We start from the raw sequence: 18360 nt of genomic DNA on the forward strand, positions 1-18360 counted from the left end.
AAGAAAATGGAAAGAGAAAATGTGGTCAAATCGGTGAGTCGCGCCCTTGATATTATTACTCTTGTTTCTAGGAAAAAAGAAGGTCTTGGCGTTACAGAAATCGCCAATCAGATGGATATAAACAAAAGCTCCGTCTACCGTATACTAACGACGTTGGCGCAGTACGGGTATATTGAGCAAGATGCTGATAGTGGTCGTTATCGGCTTGGTTATACCTTTTTGGATATTAGTTCAAAGCTTTTGGATTCCATAGATATCCGAACGGAAGCAAAGCCATACTTACATGAGTTAGGAAAGGTTACTGATGAGGTTATCCACTTAGTGGTTTATGATCATGATGAAGTCGTTTATATTGAAAAATTTGAAGGGACAGAGACGCTTCGTATGCACTCAAAGGTAGGGAGACGAGCGCCAATGCATTGTACAGGCGTAGGAAAAGCCATATTAGCCTACTTACCGACTAGCACCACTGAGGAGATCATTCAACGAAAAGGGTTACCTGTCCATACAAAATATACAATTACCGAGCGTGCAAAATTTCTATCTGAATTAGAAGCAGTTAAACTAAGAGGATATGCCCTAGATCTGCAAGAAAATGAGGTTGGAATAACGTGTATTGCCGTACCAATCTTTGACCATGCCGGAAACGCGATAGCGGCACTCAGCGTCTCTGGACCAACTATCCGAATGACGGACGAACGGATTGAAGAATTGAAACCGCATGTCCTTGAAACAGGATCAAATATTTCAAAGCGACTAGGCTATCGATAAAAGAAAGCTCCAGGAATGTTCCTGGAGCTTCTTCAGTAAGTATTACTCAGCCTTTGCAGCCTCTAAAGAAATAGAAAACTTCACTTTATCTCCAACAAGTACTCCACCTGTTTCAAGAGCAGCATTCCAAGTTAGACCATAATCACTGCGGTTAACTGTACCTTCTGCACTGAAACCAACCTTTTCATTACCCCAAGGATCTTTACCTTGACCTTCAAAAGTTACAACAAAAGTTTCAGATTTTGTTACACCGTGAAGAGTAAGGTCCCCAGTTACGTTGTACTCATCTTCGTCTTTTCTTTCAATAGAAGTAGATTTGAAAGTCATAGTTGGGTAGTTTTCCACATCAAAGAAATCAGCAGAACGAAGGTGGTTGTCACGATCTTCGTTACGAGTGTCAATGCTTGCTACATCCACGTTAAACACGATGTTAGCAGTTGTTAAGTCCGTTGGATCTGCTTCAATTTCAGCATCGAACTTATGGAATGCACCCTTTGTTTTAGCGATCATCATATGTTTGATTGAAAAATCTACGTTGCTGTGTGCTGTGTCTACTGCCCATTTTGCTTTTGTCATTTTTACATACCTCCAATAGTTTTGTTTTAGTTCATATATCTTGAATTAAATATATTTTATTTCGAAGTAATTATATGATATGGATAAAACCTTTGTCAATAAATAAATTTTCAAAAAAATAAAAACAGTTTGCGCTACGTACGCAAACTGTTTTTTGTAAAAGTAATATCAATCAAGAGGATTTCTGATCGGCTCCCAATTCGGAGCGGTGGACCCCAAAAGCCAAAGCCTGAGGAAACAAATGCATGAAGCTGATTTTTCTTCAAGTAACCCCAATCAAGCTCGAAAATTCTTCTAGTAATCAAGTGATTCGGTGCCATCTGTCCACGATGAGTATGTCCAGACAGCATTAAATCGGCTCCGTGCTCTGCTGCTTGAACGAGCTCAAGTGGTTGATGATCCATAATAAAAATTGGTTTTGTTTCATCTAAACTCTCTAGTAGTTTTTCAATGTTTTTTCGGTTACGATCGGTCTTATCTTTTCTCCCAACAACCTGTATGCCGCCTTCAAGGACAACTGTTTCGTCCATTAAGATAGGAATTCCAATACGCTGCATTTCTTTTATATACATGGGAATTCCGCCACCATAATATTCGTGATTTCCTAAAATCCCGTATACACCATATCTAGCTGATAGCTTTTCCATAATGGAACCGAATCCTTTTTGAATAAAAGGCTCAGGATCATCATCAATAATATCTCCCGGTAACAAAATCAGATCAGGCTGTAATGAATTCACTTCATGAACCAATCGATTAGCATGAGTTTTACCCGATAAATGGCCAAAGTGCATATCAGATGCCATAACGACCCGGAGAGAGGAAAACGGAGCTTCCTTATCTATTTCAATCTCATGCTCCCTAATCACAGGATTATAGGCGTTGAAAGTACCAAGTCCCAAAATACTGATCATCACCAGAAGGACAATGGTACCAACCCAAAAAATAACGCTGTCAGATGAGAAGCCAGCAAAAATAAATAGCCAACCAATAAAATCAGCAATCGGAAGAAGCAACAAAGTGTATTGAATAATCCCGAACCAATAGGAACCTATGTATTTTAGAATTAGTAATTTTTTAAAAAATCTCGCTAGAACATAGCTGTAGGATAATAGAAAAATGACAGCAATGACTAAGCCGAGAATATTAACTGAAAAAGTGGACTGTAGCCACAGATGTACATTCCAACTGATATAAAAGGTAAAGACGCTATATAAAATAATGGTTAGGACAAGCCTACTGTACATGGCTGCTTTCAAATGACTCTACTCCTATTCATGTGTTACAAGGCGCTTACATAGTGAAGCTTGTATTCCTTGTTTCTGTAGCTTTTCAACAATTTGTGCACTCGTTAATCGTTTACTTATTGTCATTGTCTCACGAACCGCCTGTTTTACTAACTCATTTAGCTTCATGTTTACCCCTCATTTCATATGACTAAACGGTCAGTAATATTATATCTTTTTGATGACTGAGTGGTCAATCTATGTAATAAACGTTCAATCGCTGAACGTTTATTTTCTTGAATAATATTCTGAAATGAGATTTTTATAGTGGTCAAGGCTAGGATATCCACTGAAGTTGGATAGCATTCCTTGAATGACAGGAACTCGCGGCTTCTCTTTTTCTATTTCCTCCCTTAATACCTGAAAAGTAACCAGTAATTCGTCTTCTCCTATTTTTTCTATCTCTTCTTCTAAGTTTTTTAATATATTTAATATAGTTGGCTGATCAGACGATAGGAAAAAGTTTATGATTTCTTCAACTTTCTTGTTTGTTAAGAAGGGACTGTCTTCATAAATATCCTTCACAATACTATCTGTTCTCTTGAGAATAAACTCAGTAACTTGTCTAACATTAAAATCTGGGGAAGAAAATAATAAAACCCCCATATACGATTTAATCATACCTTCAAGGATGATCGTTATATCCCATGAGTATGGTTCAATATCCGGACCGTAGATTTCGATAATGCTTTTACGATAGTGTTGATGAGATTCCATTTGCTTTCCTAATAAAAGCTGTTTAATGGTTTCATTTCTAGGTATCGCTTGCTCTTTTGTTAGCATAATAAGAAAGTCTCTGTGCGTAAGAAAATGTGAATATAACGCCATTTGTTGAGAGATAAACTTTTCGCGAGGACTATGCGCGCTTGTTACATGTTCGGAGAAGGCTTTCTCTATCATCTCAAAATGGTATTGTAGAATAGCTAATAGTAAGTCATCTTTTGATTTGAAGTGTAGATAAAAGGCGCCTTTAGAAATTCCGCTTTCTGTTGCAATTTCTTGGATGGATGTTGTTGAAAATCCTTTACTGGCAAAAAGCCTCATGCTCACTTCAATAATTTGCCTATCTTTTTCATTCATAGAAAAACCCCCGTTAAACCAAGTTCCAATCTAATTGTAATTTTTTTATAAAAAAATTTGAATCTTTATTTATAGTAGTCCGTATTAACACATTGTGAGTACAAACAAGTTGACGACTGACCGATCAGTCAGTTATATTGTTATAGTAGTGACTGTGTGGTCATTTATAGTTTTGATTATAACAAATCATAGGGAATTAATCAAAAGGGGAGAACAATGTTTGAAAAGTTTAGTTAATTTCGTCCTGAAAAATAAACTTGCTGTGTGGTTATTAACCATTATTGTAACAGCTGCTGGTATATACTCTGGGACAAAAATGAAGATGGAGAGTATTCCAGATGTATCCATTCCATATTTGATTGTCATGGATGTGTACCCAGGTGCAACGGCTGAACAAGTAATGGATGAAGTATCGATACCGATGGAGCAGACGATTGAGGGGCTTGAAGATGTTAAGGCGGTCTTTTCAAACTCATCTGCAAACGTAGCACAATTGCAAATTGAGTACGAATATGGCGTAGATATGGATGAGAAAAAACGAGAATTAGAAGCAGCACTAGATAATATAACGTTACCGGAAGCTGCTGAAGAGCCATCGATTATGGCGCTTAGTATGAATATGATGCCTGTCTTGGCTTTATCAATAGCCAGCACAGAGGAAGATATTGTTGACTTGTCAACAACAGTAGAAGAAACCATCTTACCGAAAATAAACAATATTGATGGTGTGGGATCAACAACGATTACGGGTCAACATATCGAGGAAGTGCAATTCACGTATAACCAAGAGAAGTTGGAAGCTCTAGGGTTAACGGAAGACACTGTGAAACAAATGGTTCAAGCTAGTGATATGGCTTTATCGTTAGGTCTCCAAGAGTTTGAAGAAGGAGAAGAAGCAGTAGCCGTTGATGGAGATATTAAAACCGTTGATGAATTAAAAGAAATATTAATTCCGGTTACACCAACGGCGGAAAATTCAACTCCGTTTGTCACATTAGGAGATATTGCTAAAATAGAAACGGTTGGAAAAGTACAATCTATTTCCCGTACAAATGGGGAAGAGGCCATTGCTATTCAAATCACAAAAGGGCAACAGGCAAATACCGTAGAAGTTGTTAATGAAATCAAAGACTTGATTGAGGAAGAAAAAGAGGCCATTGATGGATTAGTCATTGATGTAACATTAGACCAAGGAAAACCAATTGAAGACTCTGTTTTCACAATGGTAGAAAAAGCACTCTTTGGTGGCTTGTTTGCGGTCATCATCATTCTTTTATTCCTGCGTGATGTGAAATCAACACTTATATCAATCGTATCGATTCCAGTTTCTATTTTTATGGCATTCTTGCTATTGAATTGGCTTGATATTACATTAAACATTATGACCTTAGGTGCTATTACGGTAGCGATTGGTCGTGTTATTGATGACTCGATTGTTGTCGTAGAGAATATCTATAGACGAATGAATTTGGAAAATGAAAAGCTTAGAGGTCGTGCATTAATTCGTGAAGCAACCATTGAAATGTTTAAACCAATCTTATCATCCACGCTTGTAACGGTTGCGGTATTCGCACCACTTATGTTTGTTGGCGGGATGGTTGGAGAACTATTTAGACCGTTTGCATTAACGATGGCCTTTGCCTTAGGGGCGTCACTAATTGTTGCGATTACGATTGTTCCAGCATTATCACATTTCTTATTCCGTAAAAATTTATATGGAGAAAAGAAAGTTAAACAGCACAACGAGGTTGGAAGATTAGCAACATGGTACAAAGGTGTGCTAGCTAAAGCATTAAATCATAAGATCATTACATCTGTCATTGCGGTAGCATTACTTGCGGGATCTCTTGCTTTAACTCCAATCATTGGTTTTAGTTTTATGGGTTCTGAAGAAGAAAAAACAATTTATTTAACATACACACCAGCTGCTGGTGAGCTTGAGGCAGAGTCACTAGAAAATATTGAAGAAGTTGAACAAGAACTCATGAAACGTGAGGATATAGACATTGTTCAAATCTCTTATAACAATAGTGCTTCTACAGATATGTCGTCTATCATGACGGGTGGGGCAAAAGGTGCGTTAATGTACCTGATCTTTGATCCTGACATGAAAGATTTCCCTGAAGTGAAAAAAGAAGTAGAAGATTATGTATTTAACATTGATCATTCTGGTGAATGGAAATCGCAAAACATGGCGATGGGTAGTATGAGTTCAAATGAAGTAAGCTACACATTGTACAGTGAAGACTTAGAAGACTTAAATGAAGCGGTGAACCAAGTTGAGGATGCATTAAAAGATGTGAAAAACTTGGAAGACGTTACATCTGATATGGAAAATCCATATGTGGAGCATGTGTTAAAAGTGGATCAACAGGATGTGTTACAATACGGTCTAACCACCGCACAAATTGTAGGAGCACTAGCAAATACAGGTTCTGAAGACGTGTTAACAACCGTAGAAAATGACGGTGAAAAAATTGATGTCATCGTTCAACGTGAAGCAAAAACAGACGCAAAATCGATCGATGAATTATTGGAAACTCAAATACCAACTGCATTAGGTACGACCATGCCGTTGTCTGAACTTGTATCAGTAGAAGAGGGAACAACCTATAACACATTAGCTCGTAGTGAAGGGGAATACTACTCTACCGTTTCTGGAACAGTCACGACAGATGATGTATCTGCCGCAACATCTGCAGCAGATAAAAAGATTGATAAACTTGATCTGCCTAAGGGAGTAACACTTGGAGTTTCTGGTGTAGCAGCGGATATGCAAGAGACATTTACGCAACTTGGGGTAGCTATGTTAGCAGCCATTCTTATTGTGTACTTCATCTTAGTTGTAACATTTGGAGAAGGGTTAGCGCCATTTGCAATTCTATTCTCCTTACCATTTGCGGTGATTGGTTCCTTCGTTGGACTATGGATAGCTGGTGAGACGATCTCTGTATCCGTGATGATGGGACTATTGATGTTAATTGGTATTGTTGTTACGAACGCAATTGTACTCGTCGACCGCATTATTCATATGGAACGTGAAGGAATGTCGATCCGTGACGCAATCATTGAAGCGGGAGCTACAAGATTACGTCCAATCCTAATGACAGCCATCGCAACAATTGGTGCAATGGTACCGATGGTATTTGGCGCTGGTGGAGCTGGTCTAATCTCAAAAGGATTAGCGATCACGGTAATTGGTGGTTTAACATCATCAACACTTCTAACACTAGTGATTGTACCGATTGTATATGAAGTACTTTCAAAAATGTTGAAGAAAAATCGTAGAGAAATTGAAGAAAACTAAGCAGTTACAAGCTGGAACCCTCAATCTTTTGATTGAGGGTTTTTCTATTTTAGAGGGAGGGATCGTAATATTAATGTTCTTAATTAAGAACACATTGTGTTATAATAGTAGTAAAGTATGACGTGATAAAAGGAGGTGAACTCTTGAAGAGCTCTTTAAAATACTGGACCATCGTGATGCTGATTGTTGGTCTTCTTTTCCCATCCTCTGCTTTGGCAACATCAAGTTACTCTTATAGTGATTCACAATCAACAAAGTCTTTTTTTAGTTTCCTCTTTTTCTTTTCTAGTTCGAAAGGGAGTAATGATTGGGATGAACAGTGGGGAGATGAGGATTGGGATAAAGATGGGGATAAAGATTGGGATAAAGATTGGGAGCACGATTGGGACGATGACGACTGGGAAGATTGGGATGGATGTCTAAGGGAAAAGAAAGATAGTAGCAAATGTGTTGAGTCAAAGGACGTATGGCATGATTGGTATTGCTGGAAAAAAGGAGACCATGATCATGACCATGATGACGATGATAAAGATGATTACTCATGGTATGACAAAGACTGGGATGATAACAAACAGTACACCTGGGGCGATTGGTCCATTTGGAAATGGTGGTAACACAGAAACAGCCATCCTGCACAAATGCAAAATGGCTGTTTTAATATTTCTTATAGATTACTTTAATCTTCCTTAACCCTCAAAATAAATTCAGACTTTGCTTTCTCTTCTCCATTTATAAGAATAACTAGACCGTGCAACCCTTCATAATGCTTGCGTGTAGTCAAATTCTTAAATACATGTTCTCGGGTCAATTGGGTCGTGCCACATGAATAGGTCTTTTGAGATAAATGAAAAATCTTTCGGGCTTGTTTTCCATTCGCTTTCATAAAATCAATTCCGTATTCAATTCGAAGATTTTGTGATTCAAAGGATTCGTTAATAACGTCAAATGAAAACGTTAATATCTCACCAAGTGATAGTTGATCACATGAAAGAGTGAAATTTTGGACACCTATATTAGCCGCTGATGAATATCCAAATAGTTGAAGAATCTCAACATCCCCTTTTTTCAGTAAACTGCGACTAGCATGCTTTAAAATCCAATCGGTGTGCGGATGTTGTCCTCTCCATTCACGAACGATTTGCTTTAATAAGTTGGGGTGATCTTTTGAAATATCGTTTAAATTATTTGCTACAGATTTCCTTACATAAAGGGAAGGGTCATCCTTTAATTTTTCAAGGATAGGTAAGATGGGAGTTGGATCTTTCTTTAAAGCAGTCAAAACTGGTGCCCACGGGAGACGCGGACGGCAGCCCTCGCTCGCTAATCTTCGTATATGCTCGTCCTCATCTAACGCCCAATGCTGCATTTGATTCATCATTTTTGGTTGGTTCTTTAAAATAAACGGTCGAACCGCAAACTCGGAGCTCGAATATTTAGTGAATTGCTCTAGTGCAAAAATCGAGGTTTCCCAATTGTCTAGACCGAACACTTCAACAAAATCAGGAAAAAACAAATATTCTACACCCTTGCATTGTGGAGCGATAGTCAGCAATATTTCAATAGAAGAATCATACGATTGCGGTAAGGACTCTCTTAATGCAACTGATATATGGCGAATTCGTTGCTTGAATTCCCGCTGTTCCCATTCGTCATCATAAATAAAGGTTAAAAACTGGTTTTCATCAAAGCTCGGATAAGCTGACTTCAAGATTTTGATAAATTGGTTAAAAAATGAAGGGCTATATCTATCTTTAATTAACTCTGCCATATATATCCTCATTTCCATTTTTGTTTATTAAATAAATAATAACAAAAAAACCACCCCACATCAGTGGGATGGCCGAAAGTTTAAATTAAGATGCTTTCTGCTCATTCAAAACCGGTTGAACACGTTCCGCTTTCGGAGCTACGTTAAATACAATATTTAATAGAATTGCCGTAATGCTGCCAGCAACAATTCCGTTATCAGTCAAAATGCGGATGCTTGATGGCATTTGAGCAAAAAGGTCAGGAACAGCTGTTACGCCAAGACCAATTCCAACCGAACAAGCAATGATTAATAAGTTTTCTTGTGAGGCAAAGTTCACCTTGCTTAACATTTTAATACCATACGCAATAACCATTCCAAACATCGCAATCATGGCTCCACCTAGAACAGATGTAGGAATGATCGTTGTTAAGGCACCGATTTTAGGAATAAATCCTAATAGAATTAACATGGCTCCAGCTGTATAAATCACATTTTTGCTCTTTACACCCGTGATTTGTAAAAGACCAACGTTTTGTGAGTACGTAGTATATGGGAAAGAATTAAATAATCCACCTAAAAGAATAGCTAGGCCTTCTGCACGATACCCGTTAGCTAAATCCTTTTCCGTTACTTCCTCTTCACAAATATCACTTAAGGCAAAATATACTCCAGTAGACTCAACCAAACTTACCATCGCAACGAGGATCATCGTTAAAATCGCTGTGATTTCAAATGTTGGCATTCCGAAATAGAAAGGAGTGACCATGTGGAACCAGCTAGCTTCAGCTACAGCTGAAAAATTAACCATTCCCATAAAGGCAGCAACCACTGTACCTGCTAATAAACCTAAAAGAATCGAAATCGAACGAACAAAACCTGTGAAAAAGCGGTATAAAACAATAATAAAAAGAAGAGTTCCAAAAGCTAAAGAAATGTTTGTCATAGAACCAAAATCAGGGCTTCCTTGACCACCAGCCATATTGTTAATAGCAACAGGAATGAGCGTAATCCCGATAATTGTTACAACTGAACCTGTTACTACAGGTGGGAAAAATCGAACGAGCTTTCCAAAGAACTTCGCAATCACAACAACGAAAAGACCCGAAACTAAAATCGATCCATAAATGGCAGAAATCCCATATTCTCCACCGATTGCAATCATTGGACCAACGGCAGTGAATGTACATCCAAGAACAACAGGTAAGCCGATTCCAAAGAATTTATTTTTCCAAACTTGTAAAAGTGTTGCCACACCGCACATTAAAATATCGATCGAAACTAAGTACGTTAATTGCTCGCCTGTTAATCCAAGTGCTCCTCCGACGATTAGTGGAACAATAACTGCCCCAGCATACATGGCAAGTACATGTTGAATTCCTAAAGAAGTAAGTTTGAACGGATTTGTTTTCATTATACTGATTCCTCCACCTTGTCTTTTACAAATTTGACCTTTCCATTTGAAAGGGATTCTACTCTTGCTAGTGACTCAACCTTCCAGCCTTGTTCTCTTAATTTTTTTCCACCAGCTTGGAACGATTTTTCAATAACGATTCCAATTCCAGCAATCGTTGCTTCAGCCTGTGTAGCAAGCTCGATAAGACCTAAGGCAGCTTCTCCATTTGCTAAAAAGTCATCAATGATAAGGACGTGATCACCCTTTTCAATAAATTTGTTAGAAATAGAGATTTCATTAGACTCTTGTTTCGTGTATGAATAAACAGTTGCCGTTAGTAAATCGTCTGTTAATGTAAGAGACTTGCGCTTTCTAGCAAAAATAACAGGGATGCCAAGCTTTAATCCTGTCATAACCGAAGGAGCGATCCCTGAAGACTCAAGTGTGAGTATCTTTGTAATACCTTCATTTGCAAATATACGAGCGAATTCCTCACCAATCTCTAGCATGAGCTGAGGGTCAATTTGGTGGTTTAAAAACGAGTCAACTTTTAAAACAGACTCGGAGAGTACTTTTCCCTCTTGTAAAATCTTGTCCTGTAATAACTTCATATGTCCTCCCTAAGAAAGAAAAATAAAAAAGCCTAACTTCATTGCATTCACATCAAATTGAGTGAAGCAATGACCTTAGACTTTAAAAGGCGTGGTTTGCATGGATAAAACAAATATCGTAGCAATTCCCATTGCTCACTCATAGTCGAATCATTTACGGTAATTCGGTAGAAACTTGCGAGCCATATTCTCGCTATTATATGAGTGAATCCTATGAAGTTAGTAATTATTATACCACCATTATATTGTAGTTCAATAGTGAAATAGCGAATAATTCCGAAAGTTACTGGTAAAATGATGAAATAATATTCGTGTTAAGGGTTTCATTAGTCAGATAAATATGAAAACTCAGCTAAAAGGCAATAAAATACGAACAAAGAGGTGTCCATAATGAACACCTCTTGATGGATTTATTTGGTAACCGTTGCAACTTCCACATCTAACTCAACAGGATGCTGTTTATTTCTACTATAAAAGATTCCTGTAGTGAGTAACGAAATGGCTCCGAAAATAAGTACCATAATCTGCAATCCAACCACATCTAATAAAAACCCGGTTCCTAGTAGCACGACCTGAAACATGATCCGGTCAAGCATATTTCGGAACGAAAAGAAGCGGCCGTGAAAGCTCTTTGGAACCTTCGTTTGAAACAAAGTAGAGACGGTCGGGTAAAAGCAGCCAACTGCAAAACCAACTATTGCAAAAGAAAGAATAGCAAGAGCCTTGATCTCAACAAAATACAAGGAGATTTGACCCAAACCGATCACGGTTGAAAAAACGAAAATAATGGTAAAAGGAGACCATTTATCATTGAGCCTTTTAATCACAAACGTTCCTAACATAAAGGCAATGCCTTCTGCTGTATAAATCAATCCTTTAATCGAGGAGTCATCATGAATCTCACTAATGTTAATCACCATCAAATTGAAGCCACTAAGAAACAACAATGGAACAAGTGCCATAATGAGTGTCATCAAGACTACGGGCATTCCTTTGATAACAGGGAGGACGTCTTTAAATCCGCTAGAACCGTTATTTTTAAGAGATGAACTAGATATAGCATGCTCATCCATTTTTAAAAAGAAGGTGAAAACGAGTAAAATACCGTAAGCAACAAAAGATGCTACATACAACATGGATAACGGCATAACGACCAGCATGGCACCAGCCAAAGCCGTACCTAGTACACGTGAAATGGTCGCCACATTCATATGTACTCCATTCAGTTGGAGAAGTTGGTTTTCTGCAACTATTAGAGGGATGGCTGATTGTAGTGCTGGAAAATAAAAAGCAGCAGAGAGCTGAATACCAATCATAAACACGACCATCCACCAGACGGAGCCGGTATAAAGAGCGAGGAACATAAAGATGACGCTGAACATACGGGCAATTCCCGAATAAATCATGATTGTTTTTTTACTATACTGATCGGTCATTCGACCAGCAAGAGGGCCAACAAGAATTCCTGCTAATAATCCAGTAGCAAGGATAAGCGACTTAAGAAAATCTGATGGTACCTTCGCTTGCATAAATTCTAAATTTCCGATAATTCCGGTCCATAATCCAACCCCAGCAATAAACTCCCCAATTAAAATAATCCATACATTCCGATTTTTCCACATGATTTTATATCCTCTTTTTAACTTAATATATTCTTATGATGACAAAAAATTTCGTATCCCGAAGATTATTATATAAGTTTTTCTAAAATCTGTCATGGGTAAATTTGATGGAAACTTATGTTGTCACGACAAATGAAAACAACAGAGCTCTACACTCTGTTGTAATTTCTTTCAATAATAAAATGGGTCAAATCTCCACGGAATATCGTTTTTGAGTACTCAATGATGGTTCCATCCTCTAAGTACGCATGTGTATCTAAAGAAAAGCAAGGGCTGCCCACTGGAATATGAAGCTTTTTCGCTACATCCTCATCCGGAAGATACAGTTCTAAGTTCTCAACTGTTTTACTTATGTGAAGGTCATATTGAGTTTGTAACAGCTTGTACAGTGAATCTTCGCAGCCTTCTTTACGAATAGCAGGCGTTTTATACCAAGGAAGATAAGAGATTTCATACTGAAGAGGCTCATCATTCACAAAACGAACTCGTTCGAGTAGATTAACAGGCTCGCCTTCGCTTACTTTTAGAAGATTCATCAAATAATCGTCCGCAGGAACCACTTCCAAATTAATGACTTTAATCGACGGTATTTTTCCTTGCATCGAGATCTGATCTGAAAAACGTTCAATGGTTGTGGTCAACACTTGCTTCACTTTATTGTTAGATACAAATGTACCGCTTCCTCTTTTTCGGTATATATATCCCTCTGATGTTAACTGTTGAAGTGCTGTTCTTACTGTCGTACGGCTAACCCCAAAGGTTTCGCAAAACTCTGCCTCTGTTGGGAGCTGCGAATCTGGTGGATATTCTCCATCTTTTATTAGCTGGATAATTGCTTCCTTCACCTGTAAATGTAGGGCATTTCCATCTTTTATCTCTTCATTCATATCGGATAACCTCCTTGTTTCATTATAGCAAACATTATTCATCATTTGTATCTTCAATTAGAGGGAAATAAATTTGTAGTGACAAATTTAATAATTGTATTGAAATATGATGTATAAGTCATTACAATGGAGATACATCTTGGTAAGCGCTCTCAAAAAAACAACATAAGGGGGAATTGGTGGATGATGAATTTTATTGATAAATACATCATGCCGGTAGCGAACAAGTTGGGGAATAACAGGCATTTACTTGCGATTCGTGACGCGTTGGTTGGAATGATTGCGATTACGATGGTTGGTTCTTTGGCCGTCCTGTTAAATAACCTAGGATCTGTACCAGGGATTGGGAAACCGTATCAGAAAATGATGGTTGCCTTATTCGGAGAAACATGGAATACGCTTGGCGGAGACATTTGGTGGGGGACGCTTGCGTTTATGACCGTTTTTGCTGTCTTTGGAATTGCCTACAAGCTTGCGAAATCCTATGGTGATGATGGGTTTGAAGCGATGCTCGTTGCTGGTGCAGCTTTCTTTGTACTCATTCCCCAAATAGGAAATGTAACCCTCACACCTGAAGGAGGAGAGGCCGTCACTGGTGGTGCTTGGGGATTCATTAGCTGGAATTACTTTAATGCTACTGCACTTTTTACAGGTATTATCGTTTCTATTATTGCGACTGAAATTTTTGTGCGGTTAGCGAAGATTAAGTATTTGGTGATTAAATTACCAGATGGTGTACCACCAGCGGTAGCACGTTCTTTTTCAAAACTTCTGCCTGGGATGGCGACCATTTTTACGATGGGTTTATTTGGTCTTATTTTACGAAAATTCATTAGTGACGGCGCTTATTTAAATGATTGGTTAAATAAAGTTCTTGTTACGCCTTTAACTGGGGCAGTGGATTCTTTGCCATTTGCGGTATTAATTGTTGCTCTAGTTCATGGCTTCTGGGTCATTGGATTACACGGACCCAATATTTTAGGTGGAATTACAACACCTTTAATGACGAAGTTGGGACAGGAAAACTTGAATTTGTATGCGCAAGGTGTGGAGAAGCTTGAGGACTATAACATTCTTGCCGGGTCTTTCCTGGATGCCTTTGTTTACTTAGGAGGTTCGGGAGCGACACTAGGTTTGCTCATTGCGATGTTTATTGCCGGAAGAAGAAGGCATAAACAGCTGTTAGCATTAGGGACTCCTCCAGGGGTATTCCAAATTAACGAACCTATACTATTTGGTCTGCCAATTGTATTAAACCCAATCTGGTTCATTCCGTTTATTTTAGGTCCAATTGTTATGACAATTATCGCGTATCTATCGATTAGCTTCGGCCTAGTTCATCCAGTTGTGGCTGATATCCCATGGGTAACACCAGCCATTCTAGGTGGTTTACTAGCTACCGGTGGTCATATTTCTGGAGCGGTTCTTGCGGCTATAAACCTAGTAGTCTCGATTGCTATCTATCTACCATTCGTCATTGCCCAAGGAAAGATAGAAGCAAGAAAAGACAGAGAAAGAGAACTTGAAGCTCCCACTGATACTTTGAAAATGTAAACTCGTTCCCTGGGCAAGGTTATGTACCTTTCCAGGGAGTTTCTTTTTCTTTAAATATAAGGAGGTCAAATCATGAATAAAGGATTAAAAATTGTAACGATTGGCGGAGGATCTAGCTACACGCCCGAATTAATAGAAGGATTTATTAAGTATTATGACGAACTACCAATAAGAGAAATATGGCTTGTTGATATAGAGGCAGGAAAAGAGAAACTTGAAATTGTTGGGAATTTAGCCAAACGAATGGTCGAAAAAGCAGGGCTTCCAATCGAGGTTCACTTAACACTCGATCGAAGAAAAGCGTTAGAAGGGGCAGACTTTGTCACAACCCAATTACGAGTAGGCTTGCTAGAGGCTCGTAAACTTGACGAAAGCATACCATTAAAGCATGGAGTGTTAGGACAAGAAACGAACGGACCAGGTGGACTGTTTAAAGCCTTCCGAACTATCCCGGTGATCCTCGATATATGCGGTGAGATGGAGGAGCTTTGTCCCAATGCGTGGCTCATCAATTTTACAAACCCAGCTGGTATGGTGACAGAGGCTGTCTTAAAACATACGAAAATAAAAGTAGTAGGGCTTTGTAATGTTCCAATCGGGATGGAAATGGGAGTTGCGAAATTATTAGGTGTGGACCACAGCCGAGTGAGAATTGATTTTGCTGGATTAAATCATCTAGTGTATGGATTGGATGTCTTTGTGGACGGAGTTTCAGTGAAAAAGGAAGTGATCTCCCTTTTAACAGACCCAGACAAGGCGATTACGATGCAAAATATTCATGCGATGGGATGGGAGCCTGAATTTTTACAAGCATTAAATGTCCTTCCATGTCCATATCATAATTATTATTACAAGTCTGGTAACATGCTAGAAGAAGAGCTCAAAAAATTCCGTGAAGGAAATATTCGAGCGGAGGTTGTAAAGAGATTAGAAGATGATTTATTCGAGTTATACAAGGACCCAAGCCTAGACATCAAGCCTCCACAGCTAGAAAAAAGAGGTGGAGCTTACTACAGTGATGCAGCCGTTCGATTGATCCACTCGATGTATACAGATAAGCGTGATATCCAAGCTGTGAACACAAGAAATAACGGTGCTATTTCTAATCTTCCTGCTCATGCCGCTGTAGAAGTAAGCTGTGTCATTACAAAAGATGGTCCGAAACCAATTAGTGTGGGAGAACTGCCAGTAGCGGTTAGAGGACTAGTTGGTTATATGAAATCCTTTGAAGAGGTGGCCATTGAAGCAGCGGTAACTGGAAACTATAATACAGCCCTTCTAGCCATGACCATGAATCCCTTTATTCCAAGTGATCAAACAGCGAAGACGATTCTTAATGAAATGTTAGAAGCGCATAAAGAGCATTTGCCACAGTTTACTTTAAGATAAGGAGAATGTACATGATTCAATTAATTGTAAATGCAGACGATTTTGGTTTTAGTTCTGGAGTGAATTATGGGATTATTGACTCTCATCTGAATGGAATTGTGAACTCCGCCACAATGATGATGAATATGGAAGGAACGGAGCAGGCCATTCAGCTTGCAAAAGAGCATCCTAGCCTGCAAGTCGGAATTCATTTAGTCCTTACATGCGGGAAACCTCTTTTACAAGATGTTTCGTCACTTACAAATGAAGAGGGATCCTTTCATTCCCTGTCGGAGCTCCACTCGAAAAAAGCCACTGTACTTCTTGAAGAGGTGGAGAGAGAATGGACAGCTCAAATTGAAAAGTTCCTAACCTCAGGTGTATCCCTTACACATATGGATAGTCATCACCATGTTCATACGATTGAGGAGCTATTACCGGTTGTTCAACGATTATCTAAAAAATATAACTTACCGGTTAGAGCAAATGGATTAGAACAAATTCAAGGAGTCGAGCCGTTCTCAGATGTGGCCCTATTTGATTTTTATGGAGACGGGTTGGAAGCAGAGTATTTCGACAAGCTTAAGGAAAGCTTCACCCAACCAATAAAAATTGAAGTCATGGCTCACCCCGCTTACTTAGATACTGCCCTTTTAAATCGTTCCTCCTATACGTACAAGCGCATAGAAGAGGTAGATATTTTAAAAGCAGTGGTGTTACCTGAAGGCATTCAATTATTGTAAAAGGGAAAATGTTACAAGTTTTATAGTTGCAAATAGTAATAAATTTATGTAATAATAGTCATGTAATCATTTTGATTAGAGTATAGTAATAGTATAATATTACTTGAATATCGATTTTCCTTTCTCAGTAAAGGGGAGTAGCGTCAGGAATTTTCCTGAAACAAAGTCGTCATTCCATGGAGCAATCCATCGGCTTTGTTGGCATTTTACTTGTGCTTAGCGAGACCTTTGCCTACAATGGCAAGGGTCTCTTTATTTTGTAGGCAAAAAAATCGATAAGAACTTATTTTTAGGAGGGAATATTTATGGAACTAGAATTTTTAACTGCACTACTTACCATCATTGCTATTGACTTAGTTCTTGCCGGTGATAATGCCATCCTTATTGGATTAGCAGCTAGAAATCTTCCAAAGGAACAGCAGAAAAAAGTTATACTATGGGGTTCACTTGGAGCAATTATCATTCGTGTGGTCGCAACACTTGCTGTTGTTTGGTTACTGAAGGTCCCTGGTTTACATCTAGTAGGTGGACTATTACTTGTTTGGATCGCTTATAAGCTATTGACTGATGACGATAGCCACGGTGACGTAAAAGCCGGAGATACATTCTGGGCAGCCATACGTACGGTGATCATCGCTGATGCGTTAATGGGACTAGACAATGTACTGGCAATTGCAGGTGCATCTCATGGGAATATGACGTTAGTAATTATTGGATTACTTGTTTCCGTGCCTGTTGTTATGTGGGGTAGTACAATGATTATTAAATGGATCGAACGTTACCCAGTTATCGTAACCATTGGTTCAGCTATTCTAGCTTGGACAGCAGCAAAAATGATCGTTGGAGAAGGATTCCTAAATGGAATTTTTGCTAACGGATTTATCAAGTATGGTTTTGAGATCCTAGTCATTGCTGCTGTTTTATTAGCTGGTCGTATGACCGTGAAAAAGAAACAGCTTGCAACTCAGAACGAAGAAACATTTGAACTGAAAAAAGCTGGTTCTCACTAAGATATGCAAGGTGCTCCCAATTTAGAAAGGGAGCACTTTTTTTATATTTTTAGGGCTTGATGTAAATCGGTTGATGTTTCAATTTGTATCGTAGAATGGTCAATGTGGAATCGACTGCTTAGTGTCCGAATCGCCTCTTGTAAAATCGTTTGTGAATGGTGTTCCTCTTTCACCAGTAAATGACAAGTAAGAGAGTGAAGTCCAGATGTGATCGTCCAAATATGGAGATCATGCACATCGATCACACCTTGAATTGATTCAAGGGCATTCTTAACTTCCTCTTGATTCACAGATGGTGGTGTTCCCTCCATTAGTATATGAAGAGAATGAGAAATGACACCCCATGCACTACGTAAAATTAATAAAGCAACAATGACGGAAATAATGGGATCCGCGATATAC

At 38.6% G+C, this 18360-nt stretch carries 17 protein-coding genes and 2 riboswitches; of the genes, 7 read left to right on the plus strand and 10 right to left on the minus strand.

Annotation, left to right across the window (positions count from 1 at the left end):
* The first annotated feature begins 6 nt into the window (after window positions 1-6).
* Window positions 7-771, plus strand: a complete 765-nt coding sequence (locus ACGLXV_RS19315) for an IclR family transcriptional regulator (RefSeq protein ID WP_391559948.1) — start codon at window positions 7-9, stop codon at window positions 769-771.
* Window positions 772-813: 42 nt separating this feature from the next.
* Here ACGLXV_RS19315 and ACGLXV_RS19320 read toward each other — a convergent pair whose 3' ends face one another.
* From ACGLXV_RS19320 to ACGLXV_RS19335, 4 genes are all read right to left on the minus strand, one after another.
* The gene (locus ACGLXV_RS19320) at window positions 814-1347 is read right to left on the minus strand and encodes a YceI family protein (protein WP_391559949.1); all 534 of its coding nucleotides are present in this window, start codon (window positions 1345-1347) and stop codon (window positions 814-816) included.
* A 134-nt stretch (window positions 1348-1481) separates the two neighbouring features.
* Window positions 1482-2606 carry a metallophosphoesterase gene (locus ACGLXV_RS19325; protein ID WP_391559950.1) on the minus strand — a complete coding sequence of 375 codons (1125 nt, stop codon included), beginning with the start codon at window positions 2604-2606 and terminating at the stop codon, window positions 1482-1484.
* Window positions 2607-2618: 12 nt separating this feature from the next.
* Window positions 2619-2762, minus strand: coding sequence for a hypothetical protein (locus ACGLXV_RS19330; RefSeq protein WP_391559951.1), 144 nt, complete (start codon window positions 2760-2762; stop codon window positions 2619-2621).
* Between the two features lie 99 nt (window positions 2763-2861).
* Entirely contained in the window at window positions 2862-3713 is an 852-nt protein-coding gene (locus ACGLXV_RS19335; RefSeq protein ID WP_391559952.1) for a TetR/AcrR family transcriptional regulator, read from the minus strand.
* Between the two features lie 220 nt (window positions 3714-3933).
* Between ACGLXV_RS19335 and ACGLXV_RS19340 the strand changes: the two genes are divergently transcribed.
* Entirely contained in the window at window positions 3934-7020 is a 3087-nt protein-coding gene (locus tag ACGLXV_RS19340) for an efflux RND transporter permease subunit (RefSeq protein WP_391559953.1), read from the plus strand.
* Window positions 7021-7163: 143 nt separating this feature from the next.
* Window positions 7164-7634 (plus strand): hypothetical protein, encoded by a 471-nt coding sequence (locus tag ACGLXV_RS19345; RefSeq protein ID WP_391559954.1) that lies wholly within the window; start codon window positions 7164-7166, stop codon window positions 7632-7634.
* Window positions 7635-7696: 62 nt separating this feature from the next.
* Here the strand turns inward: ACGLXV_RS19345 and ACGLXV_RS19350 are convergent, their stop codons facing one another.
* From ACGLXV_RS19350 to ACGLXV_RS19370, 5 genes are all read right to left on the minus strand, one after another.
* Complete coding sequence (locus tag ACGLXV_RS19350) at window positions 7697-8788, minus strand: DNA alkylation repair protein (RefSeq protein ID WP_391559955.1); 1092 nt, start codon at window positions 8786-8788, stop codon at window positions 7697-7699.
* An 85-nt stretch (window positions 8789-8873) separates the two neighbouring features.
* Entirely contained in the window at window positions 8874-10181 is a 1308-nt protein-coding gene (locus ACGLXV_RS19355) for a nucleobase:cation symporter-2 family protein (RefSeq protein WP_119709734.1), read from the minus strand.
* Window positions 10181-10774 carry a xanthine phosphoribosyltransferase gene (locus ACGLXV_RS19360; protein ID WP_119709733.1) on the minus strand — a complete coding sequence of 198 codons (594 nt, stop codon included), beginning with the start codon at window positions 10772-10774 and terminating at the stop codon, window positions 10181-10183. Before ACGLXV_RS19360 ends, ACGLXV_RS19355 begins: the two co-directional genes overlap by 1 nt.
* A gap of 122 nt (window positions 10775-10896) precedes the next feature.
* Window positions 10897-10998: riboswitch (purine riboswitch) on the minus strand.
* Window positions 10999-11184: 186 nt separating this feature from the next.
* Entirely contained in the window at window positions 11185-12396 is a 1212-nt protein-coding gene (locus tag ACGLXV_RS19365) for an MFS transporter (protein ID WP_391559956.1), read from the minus strand.
* A gap of 149 nt (window positions 12397-12545) precedes the next feature.
* Window positions 12546-13283 carry a GntR family transcriptional regulator gene (locus tag ACGLXV_RS19370; protein WP_391559957.1) on the minus strand — a complete coding sequence of 246 codons (738 nt, stop codon included), beginning with the start codon at window positions 13281-13283 and terminating at the stop codon, window positions 12546-12548.
* 183 nt (window positions 13284-13466) lie between these two features.
* On the opposite strand from ACGLXV_RS19370, the gene ACGLXV_RS19375 reads away from it, so the two are divergent.
* The 4 genes from ACGLXV_RS19375 (at window position 13467) to ACGLXV_RS19390 (ending at window position 17958) form a co-directional block, all read left to right on the plus strand.
* Window positions 13467-14837 carry a PTS sugar transporter subunit IIC gene (locus ACGLXV_RS19375; RefSeq protein ID WP_391559958.1) on the plus strand — a complete coding sequence of 457 codons (1371 nt, stop codon included), beginning with the start codon at window positions 13467-13469 and terminating at the stop codon, window positions 14835-14837.
* A 72-nt stretch (window positions 14838-14909) separates the two neighbouring features.
* A complete protein-coding gene (locus tag ACGLXV_RS19380; protein WP_391559959.1) occupies window positions 14910-16226 on the plus strand; it encodes a 6-phospho-beta-glucosidase in 1317 nt (438 codons plus the stop codon).
* An 11-nt stretch (window positions 16227-16237) separates the two neighbouring features.
* Entirely contained in the window at window positions 16238-16948 is a 711-nt protein-coding gene (gene chbG, locus ACGLXV_RS19385; protein ID WP_391559960.1) for a chitin disaccharide deacetylase, read from the plus strand.
* Between the two features lie 120 nt (window positions 16949-17068).
* A riboswitch (yybP-ykoY riboswitch) is annotated at window positions 17069-17225 on the plus strand.
* Between the two features lie 28 nt (window positions 17226-17253).
* Window positions 17254-17958, plus strand: coding sequence for a TerC family protein (locus ACGLXV_RS19390; RefSeq protein WP_391559961.1), 705 nt, complete (start codon window positions 17254-17256; stop codon window positions 17956-17958).
* A gap of 41 nt (window positions 17959-17999) precedes the next feature.
* On the opposite strand, the gene ACGLXV_RS19395 is transcribed toward ACGLXV_RS19390, so the two are convergent.
* Window positions 18000-18360: cation diffusion facilitator family transporter (locus tag ACGLXV_RS19395; protein ID WP_391559962.1), on the minus strand; the 361-nt coding region annotated here is incomplete at its 5' end.

Origin of the sequence: Robertmurraya sp., assembly GCF_036676585.1 — a bacterium.
Lineage (GTDB): Bacteria > Bacillota > Bacilli > Bacillales > Cytobacillaceae > Robertmurraya_A.

Coding starts and splice junctions, on each gene's coding strand:
- ACGLXV_RS19335 (WP_391559952.1), bottom strand. CDS start 3,713: ATGAATGAAAAAGATAGGCAAATTATTGAAGTGAGCATGAGGCTTTTT.
- chbG (WP_391559960.1), top strand. CDS start 16,238: ATGATTCAATTAATTGTAAATGCAGACGATTTTGGTTTTAGTTCTGGA.
- ACGLXV_RS19370 (WP_391559957.1), bottom strand. CDS start 13,283: ATGAATGAAGAGATAAAAGATGGAAATGCCCTACATTTACAGGTGAAG.
- ACGLXV_RS19360 (WP_119709733.1), bottom strand. CDS start 10,774: ATGAAGTTATTACAGGACAAGATTTTACAAGAGGGAAAAGTACTCTCC.
- ACGLXV_RS19320 (WP_391559949.1), bottom strand. CDS start 1,347: ATGACAAAAGCAAAATGGGCAGTAGACACAGCACACAGCAACGTAGAT.
- ACGLXV_RS19375 (WP_391559958.1), top strand. CDS start 13,467: ATGATGAATTTTATTGATAAATACATCATGCCGGTAGCGAACAAGTTG.
- ACGLXV_RS19315 (WP_391559948.1), top strand. CDS start 7: ATGGAAAGAGAAAATGTGGTCAAATCGGTGAGTCGCGCCCTTGATATT.
- ACGLXV_RS19365 (WP_391559956.1), bottom strand. CDS start 12,396: ATGTGGAAAAATCGGAATGTATGGATTATTTTAATTGGGGAGTTTATT.
- ACGLXV_RS19380 (WP_391559959.1), top strand. CDS start 14,910: ATGAATAAAGGATTAAAAATTGTAACGATTGGCGGAGGATCTAGCTAC.
- ACGLXV_RS19355 (WP_119709734.1), bottom strand. CDS start 10,181: ATGAAAACAAATCCGTTCAAACTTACTTCTTTAGGAATTCAACATGTA.
- ACGLXV_RS19350 (WP_391559955.1), bottom strand. CDS start 8,788: ATGGCAGAGTTAATTAAAGATAGATATAGCCCTTCATTTTTTAACCAA.
- ACGLXV_RS19330 (WP_391559951.1), bottom strand. CDS start 2,762: ATGAAGCTAAATGAGTTAGTAAAACAGGCGGTTCGTGAGACAATGACA.
- ACGLXV_RS19390 (WP_391559961.1), top strand. CDS start 17,254: ATGGAACTAGAATTTTTAACTGCACTACTTACCATCATTGCTATTGAC.